Source organism: Mycobacterium gordonae (genome assembly GCF_017086405.1).
GTDB lineage: Bacteria > Actinomycetota > Actinomycetes > Mycobacteriales > Mycobacteriaceae > Mycobacterium > Mycobacterium gordonae_D.
The window spans coordinates 1788861-1810567 of sequence record NZ_CP070973.1; the positions used below are offsets into that span (position 1 = coordinate 1788861).

The 21707-nt window shown below is 67.3% G+C and carries 26 protein-coding genes and 1 pseudogene; 13 read left to right on the plus strand and 14 right to left on the minus strand.

Translation table 11 applies throughout. From position 1 onward, the window contains the following. The first annotated feature begins 14 nt into the window (after nucleotides 1-14). Nucleotides 15-779 carry an SOS response-associated peptidase gene (locus JX552_RS07605; protein ID WP_205876781.1) on the plus strand — a complete coding sequence of 255 codons (765 nt, stop codon included), beginning with the start codon at nucleotides 15-17 and terminating at the stop codon, nucleotides 777-779. Nucleotides 780-823: 44 nt separating this feature from the next. Beyond that, nucleotides 824-1702: a 3-hydroxyacyl-CoA dehydrogenase family protein gene (locus tag JX552_RS07610; protein WP_205876782.1), complete on the plus strand. Its 879-nt coding sequence runs from the start codon at nucleotides 824-826 to the stop codon at nucleotides 1700-1702. Here the strand turns inward: JX552_RS07610 and JX552_RS07615 are convergent. Both JX552_RS07615 and JX552_RS07620 read right to left on the minus strand, forming a co-directional pair. Beyond that, complete coding sequence (locus JX552_RS07615; RefSeq protein WP_205876783.1) at nucleotides 1692-2180, minus strand: YbaK/EbsC family protein; 489 nt, start codon at nucleotides 2178-2180, stop codon at nucleotides 1692-1694. The two genes, JX552_RS07610 and JX552_RS07615, sit on opposite strands and share 11 nt — an antisense overlap. A 1-nt stretch (nucleotide 2181) precedes the next feature. Further along, nucleotides 2182-3030, minus strand: coding sequence for an SDR family oxidoreductase (locus JX552_RS07620; protein WP_205876784.1), 849 nt, complete (start codon nucleotides 3028-3030; stop codon nucleotides 2182-2184). A 255-nt stretch (nucleotides 3031-3285) separates the two neighbouring features. Between JX552_RS07620 and JX552_RS07625 the strand changes: the two genes are divergently transcribed. Both JX552_RS07625 and rsrA read left to right on the plus strand, forming a co-directional pair. Continuing rightward, nucleotides 3286-3942: a sigma-70 family RNA polymerase sigma factor gene (locus tag JX552_RS07625; protein WP_205876785.1), complete on the plus strand. Its 657-nt coding sequence runs from the start codon at nucleotides 3286-3288 to the stop codon at nucleotides 3940-3942. After that, the gene (rsrA, locus tag JX552_RS07630) at nucleotides 3939-4238 is read left to right on the plus strand and encodes a mycothiol system anti-sigma-R factor (RefSeq protein ID WP_205876786.1); all 300 of its coding nucleotides are present in this window, start codon (nucleotides 3939-3941) and stop codon (nucleotides 4236-4238) included. Before JX552_RS07625 ends, rsrA begins: the two co-directional genes overlap by 4 nt. Before the next feature lie 3 nt (nucleotides 4239-4241). Here the strand turns inward: rsrA and JX552_RS34020 are convergent, their stop codons facing one another. Further along, on the minus strand, nucleotides 4242-4316 hold the full coding sequence (locus tag JX552_RS34020; protein ID WP_011728008.1) for a 50S ribosomal protein bL37: 75 nt from the start codon (nucleotides 4314-4316) through the stop codon (nucleotides 4242-4244). 168 nt (nucleotides 4317-4484) lie between these two features. Between JX552_RS34020 and JX552_RS07635 the strand changes: the two genes are divergently transcribed. Beyond that, the gene (locus tag JX552_RS07635) at nucleotides 4485-4700 is read left to right on the plus strand and encodes a biotin/lipoyl-binding carrier protein (RefSeq protein ID WP_205876787.1); all 216 of its coding nucleotides are present in this window, start codon (nucleotides 4485-4487) and stop codon (nucleotides 4698-4700) included. Nucleotides 4701-4723: 23 nt separating this feature from the next. Continuing rightward, complete coding sequence (locus tag JX552_RS07640) at nucleotides 4724-6226, plus strand: sensor histidine kinase (RefSeq protein WP_205876788.1); 1503 nt, start codon at nucleotides 4724-4726, stop codon at nucleotides 6224-6226. Between the two features lie 56 nt (nucleotides 6227-6282). On the opposite strand, the gene whiB1 is transcribed toward JX552_RS07640, so the two are convergent. Beyond that, on the minus strand, nucleotides 6283-6537 hold the full coding sequence (whiB1, locus tag JX552_RS07645) for a transcriptional regulator WhiB1 (RefSeq protein ID WP_036353357.1): 255 nt from the start codon (nucleotides 6535-6537) through the stop codon (nucleotides 6283-6285). A 288-nt stretch (nucleotides 6538-6825) separates the two neighbouring features. After that, complete coding sequence (locus JX552_RS07650; RefSeq protein ID WP_205876789.1) at nucleotides 6826-7782, minus strand: diacylglycerol/lipid kinase family protein; 957 nt, start codon at nucleotides 7780-7782, stop codon at nucleotides 6826-6828. A 120-nt stretch (nucleotides 7783-7902) separates the two neighbouring features. Between JX552_RS07650 and JX552_RS07655 the strand changes: the two genes are divergently transcribed. Beyond that, entirely contained in the window at nucleotides 7903-8334 is a 432-nt protein-coding gene (locus tag JX552_RS07655) for a hypothetical protein (RefSeq protein ID WP_205876790.1), read from the plus strand. Here JX552_RS07655 and JX552_RS07660 read toward each other — a convergent pair. Genes JX552_RS07660 through JX552_RS07670 form a run of 3 tightly spaced genes read right to left on the minus strand, consistent with a single transcriptional unit; the run spans nucleotide 8286 to nucleotide 10470 of the window. Next, nucleotides 8286-8714, minus strand: a complete 429-nt coding sequence (locus JX552_RS07660) for a GNAT family N-acetyltransferase (protein WP_431195967.1) — start codon at nucleotides 8712-8714, stop codon at nucleotides 8286-8288. The genes JX552_RS07655 and JX552_RS07660 overlap by 49 nt on opposite strands. 50 nt (nucleotides 8715-8764) lie before the next feature. After that, nucleotides 8765-9862, minus strand: a complete 1098-nt coding sequence (locus JX552_RS07665; RefSeq protein WP_205876792.1) for an isochorismate synthase — start codon at nucleotides 9860-9862, stop codon at nucleotides 8765-8767. Next, nucleotides 9859-10470: an acid phosphatase gene (locus tag JX552_RS07670; RefSeq protein ID WP_205876793.1), complete on the minus strand. Its 612-nt coding sequence runs from the start codon at nucleotides 10468-10470 to the stop codon at nucleotides 9859-9861. The genes JX552_RS07665 and JX552_RS07670 overlap by 4 nt, the downstream gene beginning before the upstream one ends. A gap of 88 nt (nucleotides 10471-10558) precedes the next feature. Between JX552_RS07670 and JX552_RS07675 the strand changes: the two genes are divergently transcribed. Further along, a complete protein-coding gene (locus JX552_RS07675; RefSeq protein WP_205876794.1) occupies nucleotides 10559-11359 on the plus strand; it encodes a ParA family protein in 801 nt (266 codons plus the stop codon). Here JX552_RS07675 and JX552_RS07680 read toward each other — a convergent pair. Beyond that, nucleotides 11356-12570, minus strand: a complete 1215-nt coding sequence (locus JX552_RS07680; protein WP_205876795.1) for an Rv3212 family protein — start codon at nucleotides 12568-12570, stop codon at nucleotides 11356-11358. The two genes, JX552_RS07675 and JX552_RS07680, sit on opposite strands and share 4 nt — an antisense overlap. Nucleotides 12571-12586: 16 nt before the next feature. Beyond that, nucleotides 12587-14110, minus strand: coding sequence for a DEAD/DEAH box helicase (locus JX552_RS07685; RefSeq protein ID WP_205876796.1), 1524 nt, complete (start codon nucleotides 14108-14110; stop codon nucleotides 12587-12589). Between the two features lie 261 nt (nucleotides 14111-14371). On the opposite strand from JX552_RS07685, the pseudogene JX552_RS07690 reads away from it, so the two are divergent. Next, nucleotides 14372-15067 (plus strand): annotated as a pseudogene (locus tag JX552_RS07690) (ferritin-like fold-containing protein); the annotation flags it as partial. Between the two features lie 6 nt (nucleotides 15068-15073). Here JX552_RS07690 and JX552_RS32040 read toward each other — a convergent pair. Further along, nucleotides 15074-15817 (minus strand): superantigen-like protein SSL4, encoded by a 744-nt coding sequence (locus tag JX552_RS32040; RefSeq protein ID WP_431195968.1) that lies wholly within the window; start codon nucleotides 15815-15817, stop codon nucleotides 15074-15076. 216 nt (nucleotides 15818-16033) lie between these two features. Between JX552_RS32040 and JX552_RS07695 the strand changes: the two genes are divergently transcribed. Continuing rightward, nucleotides 16034-16288 (plus strand): DUF3107 domain-containing protein, encoded by a 255-nt coding sequence (locus JX552_RS07695; protein ID WP_205876797.1) that lies wholly within the window; start codon nucleotides 16034-16036, stop codon nucleotides 16286-16288. On the opposite strand, the gene fasR is transcribed toward JX552_RS07695, so the two are convergent. Continuing rightward, nucleotides 16285-16971, minus strand: coding sequence for an HTH-type transcriptional activator FasR (gene fasR, locus JX552_RS07700; protein WP_205876798.1), 687 nt, complete (start codon nucleotides 16969-16971; stop codon nucleotides 16285-16287). The two genes, JX552_RS07695 and fasR, sit on opposite strands and share 4 nt — an antisense overlap. A 181-nt stretch (nucleotides 16972-17152) precedes the next feature. On the opposite strand from fasR, the gene JX552_RS07705 reads away from it, so the two are divergent. From JX552_RS07705 to JX552_RS07715, 3 genes are all read left to right on the plus strand, one after another. Continuing rightward, complete coding sequence (locus JX552_RS07705; RefSeq protein ID WP_205876799.1) at nucleotides 17153-18187, plus strand: DUF3152 domain-containing protein; 1035 nt, start codon at nucleotides 17153-17155, stop codon at nucleotides 18185-18187. Between the two features lie 94 nt (nucleotides 18188-18281). Next, nucleotides 18282-19460 carry an adenylyltransferase/sulfurtransferase MoeZ gene (gene moeZ / locus JX552_RS07710; RefSeq protein ID WP_205876800.1) on the plus strand — a complete coding sequence of 393 codons (1179 nt, stop codon included), beginning with the start codon at nucleotides 18282-18284 and terminating at the stop codon, nucleotides 19458-19460. A 293-nt stretch (nucleotides 19461-19753) separates the two neighbouring features. After that, complete coding sequence (locus tag JX552_RS07715) at nucleotides 19754-20608, plus strand: TIGR02569 family protein (RefSeq protein WP_205876801.1); 855 nt, start codon at nucleotides 19754-19756, stop codon at nucleotides 20606-20608. On the opposite strand, the gene JX552_RS07720 is transcribed toward JX552_RS07715, so the two are convergent. Next, nucleotides 20605-20907, minus strand: a complete 303-nt coding sequence (locus JX552_RS07720; protein ID WP_205876802.1) for an MGMT family protein — start codon at nucleotides 20905-20907, stop codon at nucleotides 20605-20607. The two genes, JX552_RS07715 and JX552_RS07720, sit on opposite strands and share 4 nt — an antisense overlap. A 2-nt stretch (nucleotides 20908-20909) precedes the next feature. Next, nucleotides 20910-21644: an alpha/beta fold hydrolase gene (locus tag JX552_RS07725; RefSeq protein WP_205878304.1), complete on the minus strand. Its 735-nt coding sequence runs from the start codon at nucleotides 21642-21644 to the stop codon at nucleotides 20910-20912. Nucleotides 21645-21707 lie beyond the last annotated feature (63 nt).

Below are 21707 nucleotides of genomic sequence, written 5' to 3' on the forward strand. Positions count from 1 at the left end.
CCACCATTGGAGATATGTGCGGACGTTTCGCAGTCACCACCGATCCGGCCCTGCTGGCCGAGAAGATCAAGGCAATAGACGAGGCCACGGGCACCGACGAACGTGCGTCAGAGCCAAATTACAACGTCGCCCCGACCACCACGATCGCCACCGTGGTCACCCGCCACGACGAGCCCGACGACCAGGCCACCCGCCGAGTCCGGCTGATGCGGTGGGGTCTGCTGCCACCGTGGGTCAAGGCCGACGCGGACGGTAGGCCGGAGACCAAGGGCCCGCTGTTGATCAACGCGCGCGCCGACAAGGTCGCCACCTCGCCGGCCTTCCGGGCCTCGGCTAAGAGCAAGCGCTGCCTGGTGCCGATGGACGGCTACTACGAATGGCGCCCGAACCCTGACGGCGGGACCGCGAAGAAGGCGGGTAAGACCCCGTTCTTCATGCACCGGGGAGACGGCGAACCCTTGTTCGCCGCCGGGTTGTGGTCGGTGTGGAAACCGGCCGACGACGCCTCCCCGCTGCTGAGCTGCACGATCATCACCACCGACGCGGTGGGTGAGCTGGCCGAGATTCACGACCGGATGCCGCTGATGCTGGGTGAGGGCGACTGGGAGGGATGGCTGAACCCGGACGCGCCGCTGGATCCCGAACTGCTGCAGCGGCCGCCGGATGTGCATGACATCGAGATCCGCGAGGTGTCGAAGTTGGTCAACAACATCCGCAACAACGGACCGGAGTTGCTGGAACCGGCCGCGCCGGAGCACGGGCAGATGACGCTGTTGTAGCGCGGGCAATCGTCCGGCGTAGCCGCGGCTCCTAGCATGCATATGTGACCGGCAACTACACGTACACGTTCGAGGAAATCCAGGATCGTCCCGTGGCGGTGATCGGCGCCGGCACCTTGGGCCGTCGTATCGCGCTGATGATGGCGAGTCGCGGAGGAACGGTGCGGATCTATGCGCGTCGGGCCGAACAACGCGCCGAGGCGGTCCGATACGTGACGGAGAATCTTCCGAAGCTGTTGCACGACAGAGGTTTCGGCGAGACGGGTAGCGCACTCGGGGCGGCGACGCTGCCGGAGGCGCTCGATGGCGCCTGGCTTGCCGTCGAGTCTGTTCCCGAGCGGCTCGATATCAAGATCCCGGTCTGGGGCGAAATCGACCGGGCCGCGCCACCGGACACCATTTTCGGCACCAATTCGTCGTCTTTTCCCTCGCGGCTGATGGCCGAACATGTTCGCGACAAGACACGGCTGTGCAACACGCACTTCCACATGCCGCCGCAACTCAACGCGTTGGAACTGATGTCGGACGGCCAGACCGACCGTGGTCTGCTCGACACGTTGCTGGCCGTGCTCCCGGAATTCGGTGTGCATCCCTTCGAAGCCCGCCAGGAGTGCACCGGGTTCATCTTCAATCGGGTCTGGGCCGCCATCAAGCGCGAGTGCGTCGCCGTCGTCGCCGAGGGTGTGGCCCGCCCCGAGGATGTCGACGGCATTTTCAAGGTCAACTGGGGCTTCCCGGCGGGACCGTTCCAGATGATGGACCTGGTCGGCCTGGACGTGGTGCTCGACATCGAGAACAACTATGCGCAGGAGTTTCCTTATCTGCCCGAGAGTGTGCGTGACCTGTTGAAGTCCTACGTGGACGCGGGCAAGCTCGGCGTCAAGACGGGCGAGGGTTTCTACAGCTACCGGTCTATGCCCTGATATCCGCGGTGACGGCACCGGTCACCCGGATCAGGTCCTGCGGTGCAACGGCGACATCCCAGCCGCGCCGGCCCGCACTGCAGTACACGGTCGCCCAGTCCAGCGCGCTGGCATCGAGTACCGTCGGCAGTCGCTTGCGCTGCCCGAAGGGGGAGACAGCGCCCAGAACGTAACCGGTGGTGCGCTCGGCCACGACCCGGTCGGCCATGCCCGCTCTGGCCGCCCCCAGTGCCGCGGCCGCCGCTTTCAGCGACAACTTCGACGAGGCCGGCACGACGGCTACCGCCAAGCCCGCCGGCACCGCGATCACCAGGGTCTTGTAGATCTGTTCTGGCGCAATGTCTCCCGCTTCGGTCAGCGCTCTGACCGCCTCGGCGCCGAACGAACGTTCGCGGGAATCGTGGTCGTACTTCACCACCTCATGCGGCACACCGGCTTTGGTCAACGCGGCCAAAGCCGGTGTGGCGGCGGCGGCCACGTCAGGGCTGGGAGTATCCCGGCGGGTTGACGCCGTCCACCCAGAAGTCCACGCCGAGTTGCCCACCCGGCACGCAGTCGTAGACCGACAGGTCGGTGACGCCGGATTCGAGCAGCACGTCCTCGCACAGCGCCATGTTGCCGGTGTACTCCCGCGACGGCTTGTTGAGGATCACGTAGGCGGCGTCGGAGTAGACCTCGGGCTTGCGGGCACGCGCCATCGCCTCGTCGCCGCCGAGCAGGTTCTGCACCGCGGCGGTGGCCACCAGAGTGCGCGGCCACAACGTGTTCGACGCGATGCCCGCTTCGCGCATCTCCTCGGCGATTCCCAAGGCGCACAACGTCATACCGAACTTGGCCATCATGTAGGCGGTGGGCTTCAGCCACTCCTTGTCCAGTAGCACCGGCGGCGACAGGGTCAGAATGTGCGGGTTCTCCCGGCCTTTGAGGTGCGGGATACAGGCCTGCGACACGGCGTACGTGCCGCGCACCTGGATGCCGTTCATCAGGTCGAAGCGCTTCATCGGCACCTCGAGGATCGATCCGAGATTGATGGCCGAGGCGTTGTTGACGCAGATGTCGATGCCGCCGAACTGCTCGACGGTCTTGGCCACGGCGGCCTGGACCGAGTCGGGGTCGCGGACGTCCCCGACGATCGGTAGGGCCTGTCCGCCCGCTTCCTCCAGCTCCTTGGCGGCGGTGTACACCGTGCCGGAGAGCTTCGGGTGGGGCTCGGCCGTCTTGGCGATCAGGGCGACGTTGGCGCCGTCTTGGGCGGCGCGTTTGGCGATCGCCAGGCCGATACCGCGGCTGGCGCCGGAGATGAACATGGTTTTGCCGTTAAGGGACATGGCCGTCACATTAACGCCACATTCCATCGCGCTGTACCGCGGGATCGCGGGCCGGAAATAGGGCGCCGGAAATTGCCGTTATGTGAGGCGGTGACTGCACGAGTCGGTGGCGGCCTTTAGATTGAAGGAGGGAGTTCGGTGTCAACTGCGACGAGCCTGTCGGGTGCGGAGCGGTTGGATCGCTTCCTTGCGAGTCCGGCGGCGTGGTTTGCGCCCTCCGGTGACGCCGCAACCGAAGGGACCGTGTTAATCAAGATGGCCGACACCGATGGCGAGTCCGGGCTCGAGGTCGCCGAGAACGGGCCGCCGCACCCTGTCGAGACCGACGCTGAGTTGACGGCGCGCTTCGAGCGCGACGCGATCCCGCTGCTTGACCAGCTCTACGGCGGTGCGCTGCGCATGACGCGCAACCCCGCCGACGCCGAGGACCTGCTGCAGGAGACGATGGTGAAGGCGTACGCCGGATTCCGCTCGTTCCGCGAGGGCACCAACCTCAAGGCATGGCTCTACCGCATCCTCACCAACACCTACATCAACAGCTACCGCAAGAAGCAGCGGCAGCCATCGGAGTATCCGACCGAGGAGATCACCGATTGGCAGCTGGCGGCCAATGCCGAGCACACCTCGACCGGGCTGCGCTCAGCCGAGGTCGAGGCGCTCGAGTCGCTGCCGGACACCGAGATCAAGGAGGCGCTGCAGGCGCTTCCGGAAGAGTTCCGGATGGCCGTTTACTACGCGGACGTCGAAGGTTTTCCGTATAAAGAGATCGCCGAGATCATGGGAACGCCGATCGGCACGGTGATGTCACGGCTGCACAGAGGCCGACGTCAGCTGCGCGAATTGTTGGCTGACGTGGCCAAGGATCGCGGCTTCATCCGCGGCGAGCAGACACACGAGGAGGTGTCGTCATGAGTGAGTCCTGCGGCCGGCCCAGCGAGCACGACGACCACGGCGCCTTCGGCTGTGCCGAGGTGATCGCGGAAGTATGGACCCTGCTCGACGGGGAATGCACCCCCGAGAAGAAGGAAAGCCTGCGTCGCCACCTCGAAGCCTGCCCCGGATGCTTCCAGCACTACGGCATCGAAGAGCGGCTCAAAGCATTGATCGCGACCAAATGCAGTGGTGAGAAGGCGCCCGAGAGCCTGCGTGAGCGCCTGCGACTGGAGATCCGCCGGACCACGATCGTCCGCGGCGAGTTTCAGTCCTGACGGTCAGGCGTTGGGGCGCTTGCCGTGGTTGGCCTTGCTGTGCTTGCGGTCACGCTTCTTGCGGCCACGCTTGGCCATGATGAAACCTCGTTTCGTCTGAAAGCTGCAGGGCGGCGCGGCCGCCGCCGAATTGCCCTCCAGTGTCTCATGCGGCCGGCGACGCGCCCTCATTAGCCCGCGCGCCGCCACCCCGACCGGCCTTATGGTTCGATATACGCAGAACCGGCCGATACGAGTGGGGTGATGATGTCCGAGGAGGTCCGCGCCGAGATCGTGGCCAGCGTGCTCGAAGTCGTGGTCAACGAAGGCGACCAAATCGGCCAGGGTGACGTCGTGGTGTTACTGGAGTCCATGAAGATGGAGATCCCCGTCCTGGCCGAGGTTGCCGGAACCATCAGTCAGGTGAGTGTGGCCGTCGGGGACGTGATCCAGGCCGGCGACCTTATCGCTGTGATCAGCTAGCCGTCAGGGCGTCACGTACCTGCATGTCCACTCTCGGTAATCTGCTCGCCGAGCACACCGTCTTGCCCGGCAACGCCGTCGATCATCTGCATGCCGTGGTGGGGGAGTGGCAGCTGCTGGCCGACCTGTCGTTCGCCGACTACCTGATGTGGGTGCGCCGCGACGACGGCATGCTGGTGTGCGTGGCGCAGTGCCGGCCCAACACGGCGCCGACAGTTCTGCAGACCGACGCGGTGGGCAGCGTCGTATCCACCGAGCGGTTGCCGCTGGTCGCCGAGACGTTCAGCTCGGGCGTCACCATTCAGGAAAGCGAAGCCGCAGAACAGCATTCGTGGCAACTCCCCGGCCCCAACATCGCGGCTTCCCCGGTGCGCTATGGCGAGCAGGTGGTGGCGGTGCTCACCCAGCACCAGACCGAACTGGCCGCGCAGCGCATGTCGGGCCATCTGGAGACCGCGTACCGCGAGTGCGCCGTCGACCTGCTCCACATGATCGCCGAGGGCACCTTCCCCGACGTCGGCGACGTCGCGATGTCGCGCTCGACGCCGCGCGCGGGTGACGGATTCATCCGGCTCGATGTCGAGGGTGTCGTCGCCTATGCCAGCCCCAATGCGCTGTCGGCCTATCACCGGATGGGCCTGACGAGTGAGCTGGAAGGCCATAACCTCATCAAGGTCACCCGCCCGTTGATCTCCGACCCGTTCGAGGCTCAGGAGGTGGCCGAACACGTGCTCAACCTGCTGGCCGGCGGCGCGAGTATGCGTATGGAGGTGGACGCGGGCGGTGCCACCGTGCTGCTGCGGACGCTACCGCTGGTGGTCCACGGCGAGAACGTCGGGGCGGCGATCCTGATCCGCGATGTCACCGAGGTGAAGCGGCGCGACCGCGCGTTGATCTCCAAGGACGCCACCATCCGCGAAATCCACCATCGGGTGAAGAACAACCTGCAGACCGTGGCCGCTCTGTTGCGGCTGCAAGCCCGCCGCACCGTCAACGCCGAGGGCCGTGAGGCACTGATCGAGTCGGTGCGCCGGGTATCGTCGATCGCCCTGGTCCACGACGCGTTGTCCATGTCGGTGGACGAGCAGGTGAACCTCGACGAGGTCATCGATCGCATCCTGCCGATCATGAACGACGTGGCGTCGGTGGACCGGCCGATCCGGATCAACCGCGTGGGTGATCTGGGTGTGCTGGATTCCGACCGGGCGACCGCGCTGATCATGGTGATCACCGAACTGGTGCAGAACGCCATCGAGCATGCGTTCGATCCGTCGGCCGCCGGGGGGTCGGTGACCATCCGCGCGGAACGCTCGGCGCGCTGGCTGGACGTGGTGGTGCACGACGACGGGCGTGGGCTGCCCGAGGGCTTCAGCCTGGAGAAGTCAGACAGCCTGGGGCTGCAGATCGTGCGGACTCTGGTGTCGGCGGAACTCGACGGCTCCCTGGGGATGCGCGAGGGCACCGATCGCGGCACCGACGTGGTGCTGCGGGTTCCGATCGGCCGGATGGGCCGGTTGCTGGTGTGAGCGCGCAGCAATACGGCCCCGATTTCTCGGGGCCGCAAAGCTACTTAGCTGAGTTGTCAGACTCCGCTGCGGGCCTTCGTCCGGGCGTTGCGACGCTTGAGTGCGCGCCGCTCGTCTTCGCTCATCCCACCCCAGACGCCCGAGTCCTGACCAGTGTTCAGAGCCCATCCGAGACACTCTGTGGTCACCGGGCACCGATTACAGACCAGTTTCGCGTCGGCGATCTGCGCGAGCGCCGGGCCGCTGTTCCCAACCGGGAAAAACAGCTCCGGATCCTCGTCACGGCAGACCGCCCTGTGGCGCCAATCCATTAGTTGCTACTCCTCACTAAGTGCGCAGCAATGCGCACGGGCATTTTTCTTCTTGGCTGTTGAGCGTGCGCAAGAAAGGTTCCGTACCTCTGCATATTTCTGCATGCAACCTTTTGATCGTTTCACAGGCTCAACAGATGTCAATAGTGTTACGCAGGCCCGTGGGGTATCTCACTTCAACAAACTCTTACACAAGCCCTTACTCCGTTGTACTACACTACCTGGGAAATTTCGCCCCACAATTTTGTCGCGGGCTTGTCACATCTCCGATTTATGCAGCTCAGAGCCTTATCTGGGGAGTGGCGCAACTACCGCCAGGGCGGCCGGAACGGCCCGGAACGTCATGGTTTCGCGCAGTCCGAGGTACTCACCGTCGTACTGGCAGGCTGACGGACCCGCCATCGTGCACACCCGGATGTGGCTGATGTCGTCGTCTCGGATGAGCTGCTCGGCTTCCAGCTTCGGCCGCTTGGCCAGCAACTGGCGCAGCAGTCGCAGGGTGGGGATCAGCTTCATGCTGGTGAGTGCGAACAGGCCCAGGCCGGACTCGAAGCTGCAACCGGGGTTGGTGACCATCGGCCGGTCGTCGCTGTAGGTCCACGGATTTGTGTTCGACACCCAGACGAAGTGCACGCCGGAAACGGGCTCGTGGTCGGGCCTCTCGAGGACGAGGTTGGGCTCGCGGCGGCTGAATCGCACCGCGACCGGGGTCGCCACCCGCCAATAGCGCACCGGGGTGATCTTGTGGCCCTTCCTGCGCTCCTCTTCGACCGCCTGGACCACCTCCGCATCCACCCCCATGCCCGCGTTGACCAGCGCGTATATCTCGCCGCAGTCGATCAGGCTGATGCGGCGCCACCGATGGTCGCGCTCATAGGCGTTCAGCAGCGCGATGAGTTGGTCGGTCGCGCCGGAGGCATCCCGCGGTATGCCCAGGGCCCTGGCCAGCACGTTCGCCGAGCCGCCGGGAATGATCCCCAGTGCCGGAACGGGTCCCGCGGGGGTGGAGCCGGGCCGGCCGAGCATGCCGTTGACCACCTGGTTGACCGTTCCGTCCCCGCCGTGGACGACGACCAGGTCGAAACCGTCGGCGACGGCCTTGCGGCCGAGTTCTTCCGCGTGACCGGAGTAGTTGGTCAGCTCGATGGTGAGGTCAAGGCGGCTGCCCAGGGCGTGCGCCACCAGCTGACGGGCGCTCGGCGTGATGGTGGTGGCAATCGGATTGACGATCAACATGGCACGCATGACGGTTGAGCTTATGCGCCAGCCCTAGGGTCGAGATTGCCGCCACGGTCGCGATTCCGGCTGCGGCACAGCCCTCACGGCAATCTCGGAACGCTGGCGCCGGCTGACTACGCTGATGCTGTGACCGTCCCCGCCCCGTCCGCAGTCCGTCGTGCCGGTTTCATCGTCGCGGCCCAGGGAGTGGCAGGGCTGGTAGTGGCCGTGGTCCTGGTGATTCGCGGCCTGGCCGGCGCCGACCAGCATGTGGTCAACGGATTGGGTACGGCGGCCTGGTTCGCGGTGATCGGGGGCGGGGTGCTGGCGGGTGGGATCGCGCTGGTCAAGGGCAAGCGCTGGGGCCGGGGACTGGCCGTGTTCACCCAGCTGTTGCTGCTGCCGGTGGCCTGGTACCTGGCGATCGGGTCGCATCGGCCGGTCTTCGGCACCCCGGTCGCGCTGGTCGGGCTGGTCACCCTCGGGCTGCTGTTCAGTGGCCCGGCGGTGCGCTGGGCCGCCGGGCGCGATCAACCCGGTCCGGCGAGTGCGGCCAATGCCGGACCGGACACCCGATAGGTGGTCCACTCGGTCTGTGGCTGCCCACCCACGCCGTCGTACAACGCGATCGCGTCGCTGTTCCAGTTGAGCACCGCCCACGACAGCCGGCTGTAGCCGTTGCGAACGCATTCGCCTGCCAGGGCCGCCAGCAGCCCGCGGGCCAGGCCGCGGCGGCGAAACGGCGGCCGCACGTAGAGGTCCTCCAGATACATGCCCGCCACGCCGTCCCAGGTGGAGAAGTTGCAGAACCACAGCGCCATGGCGGCGATTTGTCCGTCGGCTTCGGTGACATGTCCGTGCACCGTCGGCGATGCCCCGAAAAGTGCTGCGGCGATCTGTGTTTCGGTGACGGTGCACTGCTCGGCGGCATGCTCGAACTCGGCGAGCTGGTGAATCATGGCGGTGATGTCGGCAACATCATCCGGCCTGGCGCGGCGGGTCTGCTCGTTCACTGCTGAACTCCCAGTGCTTTCAATATCGTCGCGAATTTCGTTGTGGTTTCTGCGACTTCGTCATCGGGATCGGATTCGGCGACGATGCCGCCGCCTGCGCGGGCCAGCGCCGTCCGCCGGTCGGCCGCCAACTCGGCGCAGCGGATCGACACCACCCAGTAACCGTCGCCGCCTCCGTCGCACCAGCCCACCGCGCCGGCGTAGAAGCCGCGGTCGCCTTCCAGTTCGGCGATCAACTCGGTGGCCTCCCGGGTCGGCACTCCGCCCACCGCCGGGGTGGGATGCAGTGCCAGCGCCAGATCCATTGCACTCGTTGACCTCTGGCGAAGGTGGCCGACGATCGGGGTGCACAGATGCCAGACCGCCGCGGTGCGGCTCAATTGCGGTTCGGCGGCGATCGTCAGGTCGTCACACAGCGGCTCGAGGGCGGCGCGCATGGTGTCGATGACCAGTTGATGCTCGTGCCGGTTTTTGTCGGATCCGGCCAGCGCGGCGCCGTTGGCCGCGTCGGTGTCGGGATCGGGCGAGCGTGGCGCCGAACCCGCGAATGGCCGGCACGCGACCTGTTCGCCGGATCTGGCGATCAGCAGTTCGGGGCTGGCGCCCACCAGTGCCGTTCCGGCGTAGGGCGCACCGGCCGGGCTCAGATCGGCCAGGAAGCCGTAGGCCGAGGGGTCGGCGTCGACCAGCCGACGCAGGACGACACGGCCATCGAGGGGGGCATCGGCGGACAGTCGCAGCGCCCGGGCCAGCACCACTTTGTGTAGCGGATTGTCCGGAGCGGCAAGCTGATCGCGGGCGCGGGCAATGCGCTGGCGATGTTCGTCACTGGAAGGTACGGCCCGGTCGATGCGCACCGCCGGCAGCGGGCCGGTGGGCCAGTCGGGCAGTGCGTCGAGGCGCCGCAGCCCGTCCGGGGCCAACAGTGCCGCCGGCCTGTCCGCGTCGAAAGGCAACGCGCCCAACACTATCGATGCTTCGCCCGAACGCAAGGCGGCTTGTGCCGACGGGATGTCGGGGTAACGGTCGCGGGCCCGGGCGGCGATCAACGTGCCCCGCGGTCCGGTCAGCGCAAAGGCCGGTTCGGAGCTCACGCGACGGCTGTGGGTCGGGGATGGCAGCTCAACCCGAGCTGCGCCAGCTGCCGGATGCCGTGCTCGAACCCACAGATGGCGATCGTCGCGGTGGGCATCCCGAAGCGGCTGCCTTCCACCAGCTCGAACTGCGACCATCGGGTGATCACCGCGCGGGAGAAGTGGCCGTGGCTCACCAGGAGCACGTCGCGCGACTCCATGTTCTCCAGGGCGAGCGCGATGGCCCGGTCGGCGCGCGCGCTGACCTGTGCGACGCTTTCGCCGCCGGGACATCCGTGCGTCCACACCAACCAGTCGGGGTCGGTTTCACGGATCTGCGGCGTGGTCAGTCCCTCATAGTCGCCGTAGTCCCATTCGGCGACCAGTGGTGTGACCTGGTCGACGATGAGTCCGGCCAGGTCGGCGGTGACCAGGGCCCGGCGGCGCGGGCTGCAGATCACCATCGGGCGTTGAAGATGCAGGTCGCCGAGCACCACCCCGGCGAACTCGGCCTGCTCCCGGCCGGCGTCGGTCAGCTCGATGTCGGTGCGGCCGGTGTGCTGACCCGATTTCGACCATTCGGTCTCTCCGTGGCGCAACAGCACCAGCCGGTGATTCTGTACGCCCATGCCCGCGATTCTGCCCTGAGACACGCCGGGAGCCGCGCCGGGCCCGCCACCCGAACGGGGCAATGGGTTCCGTGCCAGGATGGGCACTGTGAGTGACATGCGCGTGCTGGCGGTGGCCAACCAGAAGGGCGGTGTGGCCAAGACGACGACGGTCGCTTCGCTCGGTGCGGCGATGGTGGATGAGGGAAAGCGGGTACTGCTCGTCGACCTCGACCCGCAAGGGTGTCTGACCTTCTCGCTGGGCCAGGATCCGGACAAATTGCCGGTATCCGTCCATGAGGTGCTGCTCGGTGACGTCGAACCGAGCGCCGCGCTGGTGCGGACGGATGAAGGAATGACGTTGCTGCCGGCCAACATTGACCTCGCGGGTGCCGAGGCGATGCTGCTGATGCGGGCCGGACGCGAGTACGCCCTCAAGCGGGCGCTGGCCAAGCTCGCCGACGATTTCGACGTGGTGATCATCGACTGCCCGCCATCGCTCGGCGTGCTCACGCTCAACGGGCTCACCGCCGCCGACGAGGTCATCGTGCCGCTGCAGTGCGAGACCCTGGCTCATCGGGGCGTGGGTCAGTTCCTGCGTACGGTGGCCGACGTCCAGCAGATCACCAATCCGAACCTGCGGTTGCTGGGCGCCCTGCCGACGCTGTACGACTCCCGGACCACGCACACCCGCGACGTGCTGCTCGACGTCGCCGACCGCTACGAGCTGCCCGTCCTGGCCCCGCCCATCCCGCGCACGGTGCGCTTCGCCGAGGCCAGCGCCTCGGGCTCGTCGGTGCTGGCCGGTCGCAAGAACAAGGGGGCGCTGGCCTATCGGGAGCTGGCGAAGGCGCTGCTCAAGCACTGGAAGACCGGCAAGGCGCTGCCCACCTTCGCGGTGGAGTACTAACCCAGCGCCACCACGGTGTCGCCGCGCTGCTCGATCACCCGGGAACCCGACACGGCCGGGATCACCGCCGAGCCATTGGGCTGCCGCTGTACCGGGATGTAGCGGCGGGCCTCGCCGTTGACCGGGTCGTACACCCCGATCGCGCCGGTGACCGGCACCAGCAGCTGTCCGGCCATCGTCACGCCGGGGCCCAGCGGCGCAGCGGTCTCGCCGGCGGCGATCGTGTAGCGCGCCGTCAGATTGCCCGCGTCCAACACAAGCAGCGCATCCCCGGTCCACCAGGTGATTAGGTTCCCGGTCTGGGATGCCACCGACGAGGGAGACGGCTGGCCGGCCAGCAGGGTGCTCGCCACGGTCGCGCCCGTTTCGTCCACCACGTCGAGGTGTGGCTGTGGGGTCGGCAGATATACCGCGGTGCGGTTCTGGGAGACCACCACCACGCGCGCACCGGTACCCGGACGCACCCCGGACTCCTGCACCACCTGCTGTTGCGGCTCGTCGTCCTCTTTGCCGGGACGCAGCAGGACCAGCTTCAGGTCGGCTTGGTTCGTGCAGGCCTCGAGCACCGCCACCGCGGACGAGCTGGCCGCCGCCGATTCCAGGGTGCAGCCCGAATGCAGCCCCCGGTTCACCGGTTTGACGCGGGCGTCGGTCTCGCCGTACGCCATCATCCGGACCATGTCGGAGCGCCACATCTCCAGGCGGGTGTCGCCCGCCGACAACACGGTGGTGCCGTCGGAGGACAGGCGGACCCGGGGATCGGCGTAGCTGCTACGGGCCGGGCCGCGGCGACCCGTCGAGCCGTCGATGGTGCTGACCTGACCGCAGCCCCGATCGTCTTTGTAGACGGCGACCGCGTAGTGATACACCCAGGTCAGTCCACACAGGTCGGTGTCGCGGGAGTAACTCCACTGCACCTGTCCGGTGCCGGGGTCGCGGCCCTGCACCTCTCGCCCGTCGCCGGTAGCCACGCTGCCGGCCACCACCACCGGCACCCGGGTGCCCGGGCTGGGTGCGGACCAGAGCTGGCGCAGCGTCGCCGGGACGTCTCGGGCCAGGGTCGGGGCGGGTGCGGCCGTCGCGGCCGGCCGGCTGATGGTGGCCCGCGCGTCGCTGGTCCACCAGACGAGCGACGCGACTACCGCGACGACGACCGCGATTGCGGCGGCGGCCGTTAAATCCGTCTTGGCGCGGCGCTCGGGTCGGACCACGGAATTGAGTATGCCGTCAGTTGGCTACCGCGGCGGCATCCGCCGGCTTGCGACGACGCCGGCGCCGCCTTGTGCTGCTGGTCGGAGCTCCGGTTCCGGCAGCGGCGGGCGCCGCAGTCTCGGGAGCCGCGTCGGCGGGAGCCGCCCCGGTGGTCTCGGGATGGCCGGTGACGGGCTTGCCCCCGCGGGTACGCTTGCGTCGGTCCGGGCGGCGCGCGGGGCGCTCGGAGGTCCCGCTGCTGGCCTCGCGGCGCTTGGCCGGCGCCGTGCGCGGCTTTCCTACCGTGCCGCCGGCCTCGGCCGGAATGCCCAGCTCGGCGTACAGGTGCGGGGAGTTTGAATAGGTCTCGGACGGGTCGGGGGAGCCCAGGCCTAGCGCCTTGTCGATCGTCGCCCAGCGCTCCAGCTCGTCCCAGTCCACCAGCGTGACCGCGATGCCGGTGCGACCGGCGCGGCCGGTGCGCCCGATGCGGTGGACGTACATCTTGTCGTCCTCAGGGCATTGGTAGTTGATGACGTGGGTGATGTCGTCGATGTCAATGCCCCGCGCGGCCACGTCGGTGGCCACCAAGACGTCGATGTCGCCGGCCCGGAACGCCTTGAGCGCCTTCTCGCGCGCGATCTGCCCGAGGTCGCCGTGCACGGCTCCGACCGCGAAACCGCGCTCCTGCAGCTCGTCGGCGACCTTCTGAGCGGTGCGCTTGGTGCGGGTGAAGATCATCGTCGCGCCACGGTCGCGGGCCTGCAGGATCCGGGTGACGAGCTCCACCTTGTCCAGCGCGTGGGCGCGGTAGACGAACTGCTCTGTGGTGTCGTGCACTGCGAGCGAGTGCGGGGCCTCGGCGCGGATGTGGGTCGGCTGGACCATGAAGGTGCGCGCCAGGGTGATGATCGGGTCCGGCATGGTCGCCGAGAACAGCATCGACTGCCGGTCGGCCGGGATCTGGCGCAGGATGCGCTCGATGTCGGGCAGGAAGCCCAGGTCCAGCATTTCGTCGGCCTCGTCGAGCACCAGCACCGACAATCCGCCCAATTGCAGATGGCCCTGCTGGCAGAGGTCGAGCAGCCGGCCCGGCGTGCCCACCACGACGTCGACGCCCTTGTGCAGCGCGTCGATCTGCGGCTCGTAAGCGCGACCGCCGTAGATCGCGAGGACCGAGAGCGGACGCTGGGCGCCGTCCTCTTTGGTCGCCTTCAGGTATTTGGCTGCGGTGGCCAGGTCCCCGGTGACCTGCAGGCACAGCTCCCGGGTGGGCACCACGACCAGGGCGCGCGGCGCGCCGGTCAGCGGCCGGGTGGCGGTCTCGGAGGTGATCCGCTGCAACAGCGGTACGCCGAACCCGAAGGTCTTGCCCATGCCGGTGCGGGCCTGGCCGATGACGTCTTCGCCGGCGAGTGCAAGCGGCAGGGTGAGTTCCTGAATAGCAAACGGGGTTTCGATACCCTTTTCGGCCAGTGCGCTCACGATTTCGTCGCGAACGCCGAGGCTGGCAAATCCTGTTGTGAGGGTCAGTCCAGAGGTGCTTTTAAGTGCGGTCATACGCGGGATGAGAGCCTTTCGGTGACAGTAATCGAGTCTGAGTCGGTACTTCGTCTGTGTCGCGGTTCGCGCGCACGATTTCCGACTCCGATTACGTCGCCGAGGCCCACTGCTTGATGAGGGGCGGGCCAGTTGCGTGCACGCACATTTCTTTTCTGCACAGGTAGGAGCAGCACAGATTCAGCCACTACCTAGCAACATGATACCTGGTCGCCCAGCGGGCACCCATAGTCCGTTTATTCTGCCGACTAAAGTGTCACCATGCCTTCGCCAACCACCGCCGACTCCAACGACGAGGCGGCCGGTTCGCCCAGGCCACAGCTGCCGGCGGATCATCCTGGCGTCAACGAACTATTCGCGTTGCTCGCATATGGCGAGGTGGCGGCGTTCTACCGGCTGACCGAAGAGGCGCGGATGGCGCCGAATCTGCGCGGCCGGATCTCGATGGCCGGCATCGCCGCCGCCGAGATGGGGCACTACGAACTGCTGCGGGACGCGCTGGAGCGGCGCGGTGTCGACGTGGTTGCGGCGATGTCGAAGTACGTCTCCGCACTGGAGAACTACCACCGGCTGACCACCCCCAGCACCTGGCTGGAAGCCCTGGTGAAGACGTATGTCGGCGACGCCCTGGCCGCGGATCTGTATTTGGAGATCGCCGACGGGTTGCCCGACGAGGTCGCCGACGTGGTGCGCGCGGCGCTGTCCGAGACGGGGCACTCACAGTTCGTCGTCGCCGAGGTGCGGGCGGCGGTGACGTCCAGCGGCAAGCAGCGCAGCCGGCTGGCGCTGTGGTCGCGCCGGCTGCTCGGCGAGGCGATCACGCAGGCTCAGTTCCTGCTCGCCGATCACGACGAACTGGTCGACCTGGTGGTCTCCGGGACGGGCGGTCTCGGCCAGCTGGGCGCGTTCTTCGAACGGCTGCAGCGCACGCATGACAGCCGCATGCGCGAATTGGGGCCTGGGCTAGCGGGTGCAGGTGGCCAGGGCGGAGTTGTTGGCCGACGCCTTCACCAGCTGCCCCTGCGCGTTGACGATCGAGCAGTTCAACTGGCCGTAGAGGCTCGTCGCGATCACCGATTCGGTCTGCACGCCCGGATTGAGCACGACAACCTTGGTCCAGGGCAGCGCGACGTTGAATTCGGTGACCGGAAAGCCGCGCGCGTCCGTGTAGGCGACGTTGACCAGGTCGAACAGCGCCTTGGTGCCCGTCACGCTGTAGACGATGGTGCGCGGGTCGATCGTCGCGCCCGGGGGAGTCGCCGCCGGGGCAGGGGCAGCGTTCGGCAGCCGGGTCGGCGGGGTCGCCGTCTTGGTCGGCGCGTTGCCGGGAGTCAGAGTGGTCACCGTCTCGGGCGGCAGCCCGGTGTTGGGCGGGGTGGGCGGGGCACTGGTCGCGGCGCTCGGTGGCGCACTGGATCGGGGCGCTGTGACGGCTGTTCTCGGCGCTGGCACCCCGACCGTCGCCTTGGTGGTCGCACTGTCGCCGCTGTTGATGATGACCGCCGTGGCGATCGCGCCGACCGCGACGATGGCGCCCACGAACAACGCGACCGGGCGCCAACGGCGGTCGGTTGGCCACGCCCATTCTTCGTCGTCTTCTTCGTCGGCCTGATCCCAGCTGTCCGTCGCGGGGTCCTCGTCGAAGTCCTCGGCGTAGCCGGCTACGCAGGGTTCATCGCCCGGGAACTCTCTGAGGTCTCGGACGATGTCGTGGAGGGTGTCACGGATGGTACTGATGATGCCGATGTTAATGACGTGATCTACACGTCGCCGGGAGCGGACGAAGGCTAGACCGAATCGTGACGGGTTTGTTCACTAACCGCGAACTGTCCGGTTCGGGGATGGGGCGCAGTGCCGGTCTGGCCCGTCTACTAGCCTGCTGCACAGACGCCTGCGATGAAAACGCCAACGGAAGGGGCCCCCGTGGAGGTCAAGATCGGTATCACGGACAGTCCGCGCGAGCTGGTGTTCTCCAGTACGCAGACGCCCGGAGAGGTAGAAGAACTGGTCGGAGCGGCGCTGCGCGACGATGCCGGTCTGCTGAGCCTGAATGACGAGCGCGGCCGGCGTTTCCTGATCAATGCGGCCAAGATCGCTTACGTTGAGATCGGTGTTTCCGACGCACGCCGGGTGGGTTTCGGGGTCGGCGCTGAGGCGATGGCCAAAGCCAAGGCTTAGGAGCGAGTGAGCGGCACGTGTGACAGGCCGCCCCAGGCGAACTGCACCGTGCCCTCGACCGCGTCGGACTTCGAGATCGGGCGATCCGAGTCCAGCCAGTACCGGGCGCAGTCGACGCTCATGCCGACCAAACCCACCGCGATCATCCGCGCGCGGTGCGGGTCCAGGCCCGAGTCCTCTGCGATGAGCGCGAAGACCGCGTCGATGCACGATTCGGTGGCCGCCCGCACCTGGGCGGCGACCTCGGGCTCGGTGACGTAGTCGTTCTCGAATATGAGCCGGTAGCCCTGGCTGTCATGCTCGATGAAGTCGAAGAATGCCTGCACCGCGCAGTGCAGCCGGCGCCGGTTGTCGGTGGTGCGGGCCAGAGCCTGCTGCACGCCGGACACCAGGTTCTCCACGTGCCGATTCAGTACCGCCAGGTACAATTCCAGCTTGCTCGAAAAGTGTTGGTACAGAACCGGTTTGCTGACTCCGGCGCGGTCGGCGATTTCGTCCATCCCGGCTGCGTGGTAGCCGCTCTCCACGAACACGTCGCTAGCGACGATAAGCAGTTGGCCGCGTCGCTCGTCGCGGGGCAACCGGTTGCCCCGGCGGTTGGAGACCGGAGCGCCTTCAATCGGCCGAACACCGTCGGCCGATCTGACGGCACGTCGCTGCGCCGTCTTGGCTAGCTCGCTCATCGTCCTCAATCTGGTCGCTTGTGCCGGCGACCGTTGTGTCATCCCCCGCGGTCGCGCTTTGTCTGCCATGACCTTACTACCTGCGGGCTACCTGGGGTGTTAGGTCGATGTGAAGCGGGCCGAGGCGTTTTTCGGGCGCGCCAGGGCTGGTTGCCCGCTGCTGCTGTGCGATCCTGGGAAAATGACGTCCCAGTGGCCGCCCCGCGGTACCGGCCGCGCGCCTGTGCTGCGTGACGACTGGCGTGAGCCGCTGCGGGCCCAGCGTGACCCACTGGGACAGAGTGCCGGCCGGGTCCGCGCGGATCGGGACCGGCCGCGCCAATGGCGAAAGCAAACCTGGCTGGGACGGTTCGTGTCCACCTACGGCTGGCGGGCCTACGCGCTGCCCCTGCTGACGGTGCTCACCCTGGTCGTCGTCTACCAGACGGTGACCGGGACGAGCACCCCGAAGCCGGCGGCGCGATCGATCCACCAGGAGCCGCCCACCATCGGTGCGGTGGGCACGTCGATCATCGACATGCCGCCGCGCGGTCTCGTCGCGTTCGACGCGAACCTGCCGGCCGGCACCCTGCCCGACGGCGGGCCCTACACCGAGGCCGGGGACAAGACCTATCGCGTCATCCCGGGTGGCACCCCGCAGATCGGTCAGGGCACCGGCAAGGTGTTCCGCTACACCATCGAGATCGAGAACGGTATGGACCCGAACATGTACGGCGGCGACACCGCGTTCGCACAGATGGTCGACATGACACTGGCCAATCCCAAGGGCTGGACCCACAACCCGCAGTTCGCGTTCATCCGGATCGATGCAACTAGTGGGAGCAAGCCGGATTTCCGCGTATCGCTGGTGTCGCCGGTGTCGGTGCGGGAGGGCTGCGGCTACGAGTTTCGGCTCGAGACGTCCTGCTACAACCCGTCTTTCGGGCCGGATCGGCAGTCGCGAGTATTCATCAACGAGGCGCGCTGGATCCGCGGAGCCGTCCCATTCGAGGGTGATGTCGGCTCCTACCGGCAATACGTGATCAACCACGAAGTGGGCCACGCCATCGGATATGTCAAGCATGAGCCGTGCGATCAGCAAGGTGCGCTGGCGCCGGTGATGATGCAGCAGACGTTCTCCACCTCGAACGACGACGGGGCCAAGTTCGACCCCGATCAGGTCAAGGCCGACGGCAAGACGTGCCGGTTCAATCCCTGGCCGTACCCGATCGCCTGACTGGCGCGAGCAGACACAAAAGCACCCGTTCTCGCTCCGAAATGGGTGCATTTGCGTCTGCTCGCTGGCGGGCTGATCGCCTAACCTCAAAGATGTGACGCCATCGTTGCCGCCGCTAGTGGAACCCGCCGCCACGCTCAGCCGTGCGGAGGTGGCTCGCTACAGTCGCCACCTGATCATTCCGGACCTGGGGATGGATGGGCAGAAGCGGCTGAAGAACGCCCGCGTGCTGGTGATCGGCGCCGGGGGACTCGGATCGCCGACGTTGCTGTATCTGGCGGCGGCCGGAGTCGGCACCATCGGGATCGTCGACTTCGATGTGGTCGACGAGTCCAACCTGCAGCGGCAGATCATTCACGGCACTGCGGACGTCGGACGGTCCAAGGCGCAGTCGGCGCGCGACTCGATCATGGCGATCAATCCCCTGATCGAGGTGCGACTGCACGAGTTCCGCCTCGAGGCGGACAACGCTGTCGACCTGTTCGGCCGGTACGACCTGATCCTGGATGGAACCGACAACTTCGCCACCCGGTATCTGGTCAACGACGCCGCGGTCCTGGCCGGCAAGCCGTACGTGTGGGGTTCGATATACCGCTTCGAGGGCCAGGCCTCCGTGTTCTGGGAGGACGCGCCGAATGGGCTGGGCCTGAACTACCGGGATCTGTACCCGGAGCCGCCGCCGCCGGGCATGGTGCCGTCGTGCGCCGAGGGCGGTGTGCTGGGCATCATCTGCGCCTCGATTGCCTCAGTCATGGGAACCGAGGCGATCAAGCTGATCACCGGCATCGGCGAGACTCTGCTGGGCCGGTTGATGGTCTACGACGCACTGGAAATGAGCTACCGCACCATCCGGATCCGCAAAGACCCCTCGACGCCGAAGATCACGGAGCTGATCGACTACGAGCAGTTCTGTGGCGCGCTGTCCGAGGACGCCGCAACGGCGGCCAGCGGATCGACCATCACACCGCTGGAACTGCGCGCGATGTTGGACGCCGGCAAGAAGCTGGCCCTGATCGACGTTCGCGAGCAGGTGGAGTGGGACATCGTGCACATCGACGGGGCCCAACTGGTGCCGAAGGGCATGATCACCTCCGGCGAGGGCCTGGCGCGGTTGCCACAAGACCGGCCCACGGTGCTGTACTGCAAGAGCGGGGTGCGGTCGGCGGAGGCGCTGGCCGCGGTGAAACAGGCCGGATTCTCCGACGCCGTGCATCTGCAGGGCGGGATCGTGGCGTGGGCCAGGCAGATCGAGCCCGACATGGTCGTGTACTAGAACCTCGCGCCGACCGACACGCTCGGCCTTTGTGGAGATCGCCGCGCCCGCCCGCTGGGTTGGACTGTGGGGCTCCTCAGCGTGTGCATTCCGGCGCGCATCGTCGCCCGCTGGGTTGGACTGTGGGGCTCCTCAGCGTGTGCATTCCGGCGCGCATCGTCGCCCGCTGGGTTGGATTGTGGGGCTCCTCAGCGTGTGCATTCCGGCGCGCATCGTCGCCCGCTGGGTTGGATTGTGGGGCTCCTCAGCGTGTGCATTCCGGCGCGCATCGTCGCCCGACTAGGCTGACCGCTGTGACAGTCGAGCCGCCGCCCGAACATGTGCTGGCGGCTTTCGGTTTGACCGGAGTCCAGCCCGCGGCCCTGGGTCCCGCCTGGGAGGGCGGCTGGCGATGCGGCGAAGTGGTCTTGTCGATGGTCGCCGACAACGCACGCGCCACGTGGTCGGCCCGGGTGCGGGAGACGTTGTTCGTCGACGGTGTGCGGCTGGCCCGGCCGGTCCGTTCCACCGACGGCCGCTACGTAGTGTCGGGCTGGCGGGCAGACACGTTCGTCGCCGGCGCCCCGGAGGCCCGCCACGACGAAGTCGTCTCGGCTGCGGTTCGGCTGCATGAGGCCACCGGCAAGCTGGAGCGCCCCCGATTCCTCACCCAGGGGCCCACCGCACCGTGGGCCGACGTCGACGTCTTCATCGCCGCCGACCGCGCCGCCTGGGAGGAACGGCCGATGCAGTCGGTGCCTCCCGATGCCCGCACCGCACCGCCGTCCGCGGACGCGCAACGATCCGTTGAATTGATCAATCAGCTTGCGACACTGCGCAAGCCGACCCGCAGCCCAAACCAATTGGTGCACGGAGACCTCTACGGCACCGTGCTTTTCGCCGGCACCGCACCCCCCGGTATCACGGACATCACCCCGTACTGGCGGCCTGCGTCGTGGGCGGCCGGTGTGGTGGTCGTCGATGCCCTGTCCTGGGGCGAGGCCGACGACGGCCTCATCGAACGATGGAGCGCATTGCCGGAGTGGTCGCAGATGTTGTTGCGTGCGTTGATGTTCCGCCTAGCGGTACACGCGCTGCACCCGCGGTCCACCGCTGAGGCGTTTCCGGGTCTGGCCCGCACCGCGGCCATGGTGCGGATGATTCTCTAGTTCCCGAATTCGTGGCGTACCTCGCTCAGCGCGATCCGCCCGTCTACCGAGAACACCCCCTCCGCGCGCAGCAGCTCCAGCTGTCGGGTGGTCAGATGCGCGGCGGGCCGACCCGACGCGGTGATCACCCGGTGCCAAGGCAGATCCGCGGAGTCGGTGCGCATGATCCAGCCGACGATGCGCGGGCTGGAAAGCCCTGCCGCAGAAGCGATGTCACCGTAGGTCGACACTCTGCCGACCGGGATGGCCGCGACCAGCGAACGCACCCGCTCAATCTGCTCGTCGGTCACCGCTGCCATGGTTACCGCGCGGCCAGCCGCTTACGCACCAGTGCGGCAACGTCATCGGGCTTGGCGTGCGGCACCATGTGGTCGCATTCGTAATCCAGCAGCTCGAAGTCTTCTCCCAGCCGCTCGCGCAATCCGGCGATCAGCCCGTCGCTGACATACGGCGGCGACGTCCACATCGCACGAACCAGCGTCGTCGGCACTCCGGCCGGCGGCAGCACGACGTCGCGCGCCAACTCGCTCCAGTAGGACATCATGGCGGGCAGGCTGATCCGCCAGCCGTACCGCCCGTTGGGCAGCTGCACCAGGTGTTCGTCGACATCGGCGTCGAGCACGGCCGGATCCACGTCAGCCCACACTCCGCTGCCCTTCTCCTGGCGCGCCTCAGCCCGCTCGGCGTAGTCGGGGGAGGCGAACATGGCCTCGGCGATCTCGGCCATCCATTGCCCGTCCAAACCGGTCGCGGGATCCAGCAGCAGCAATGACGACACCAGGTCGGGTCTGGCCGCCGCCAGGTGCATCGCCACCGCTGAGCCGAACGAATGCCCCACCACCAGGGCCGGAGCATCGGCCTGGGCATCGAGCAGCGCGGCGAGAGCGGCGACGTTGGCCTCGATGGTCCATGGCGCGGCCCACGACGAGCGGGCATGCCCGAGCAGATCGGGTGCGGCCACCGCGATTTCGGGCACATAGTCCGCCAAGTGCTGCCAGCGCCGCCCATGACCGGTCAAGCCGTGCAACGCCAACATCTGGATGGAGCCGGACGGGCCGAAGCGGTGCACATGAAGGGTCACGCTTCGATGATGCCAGTC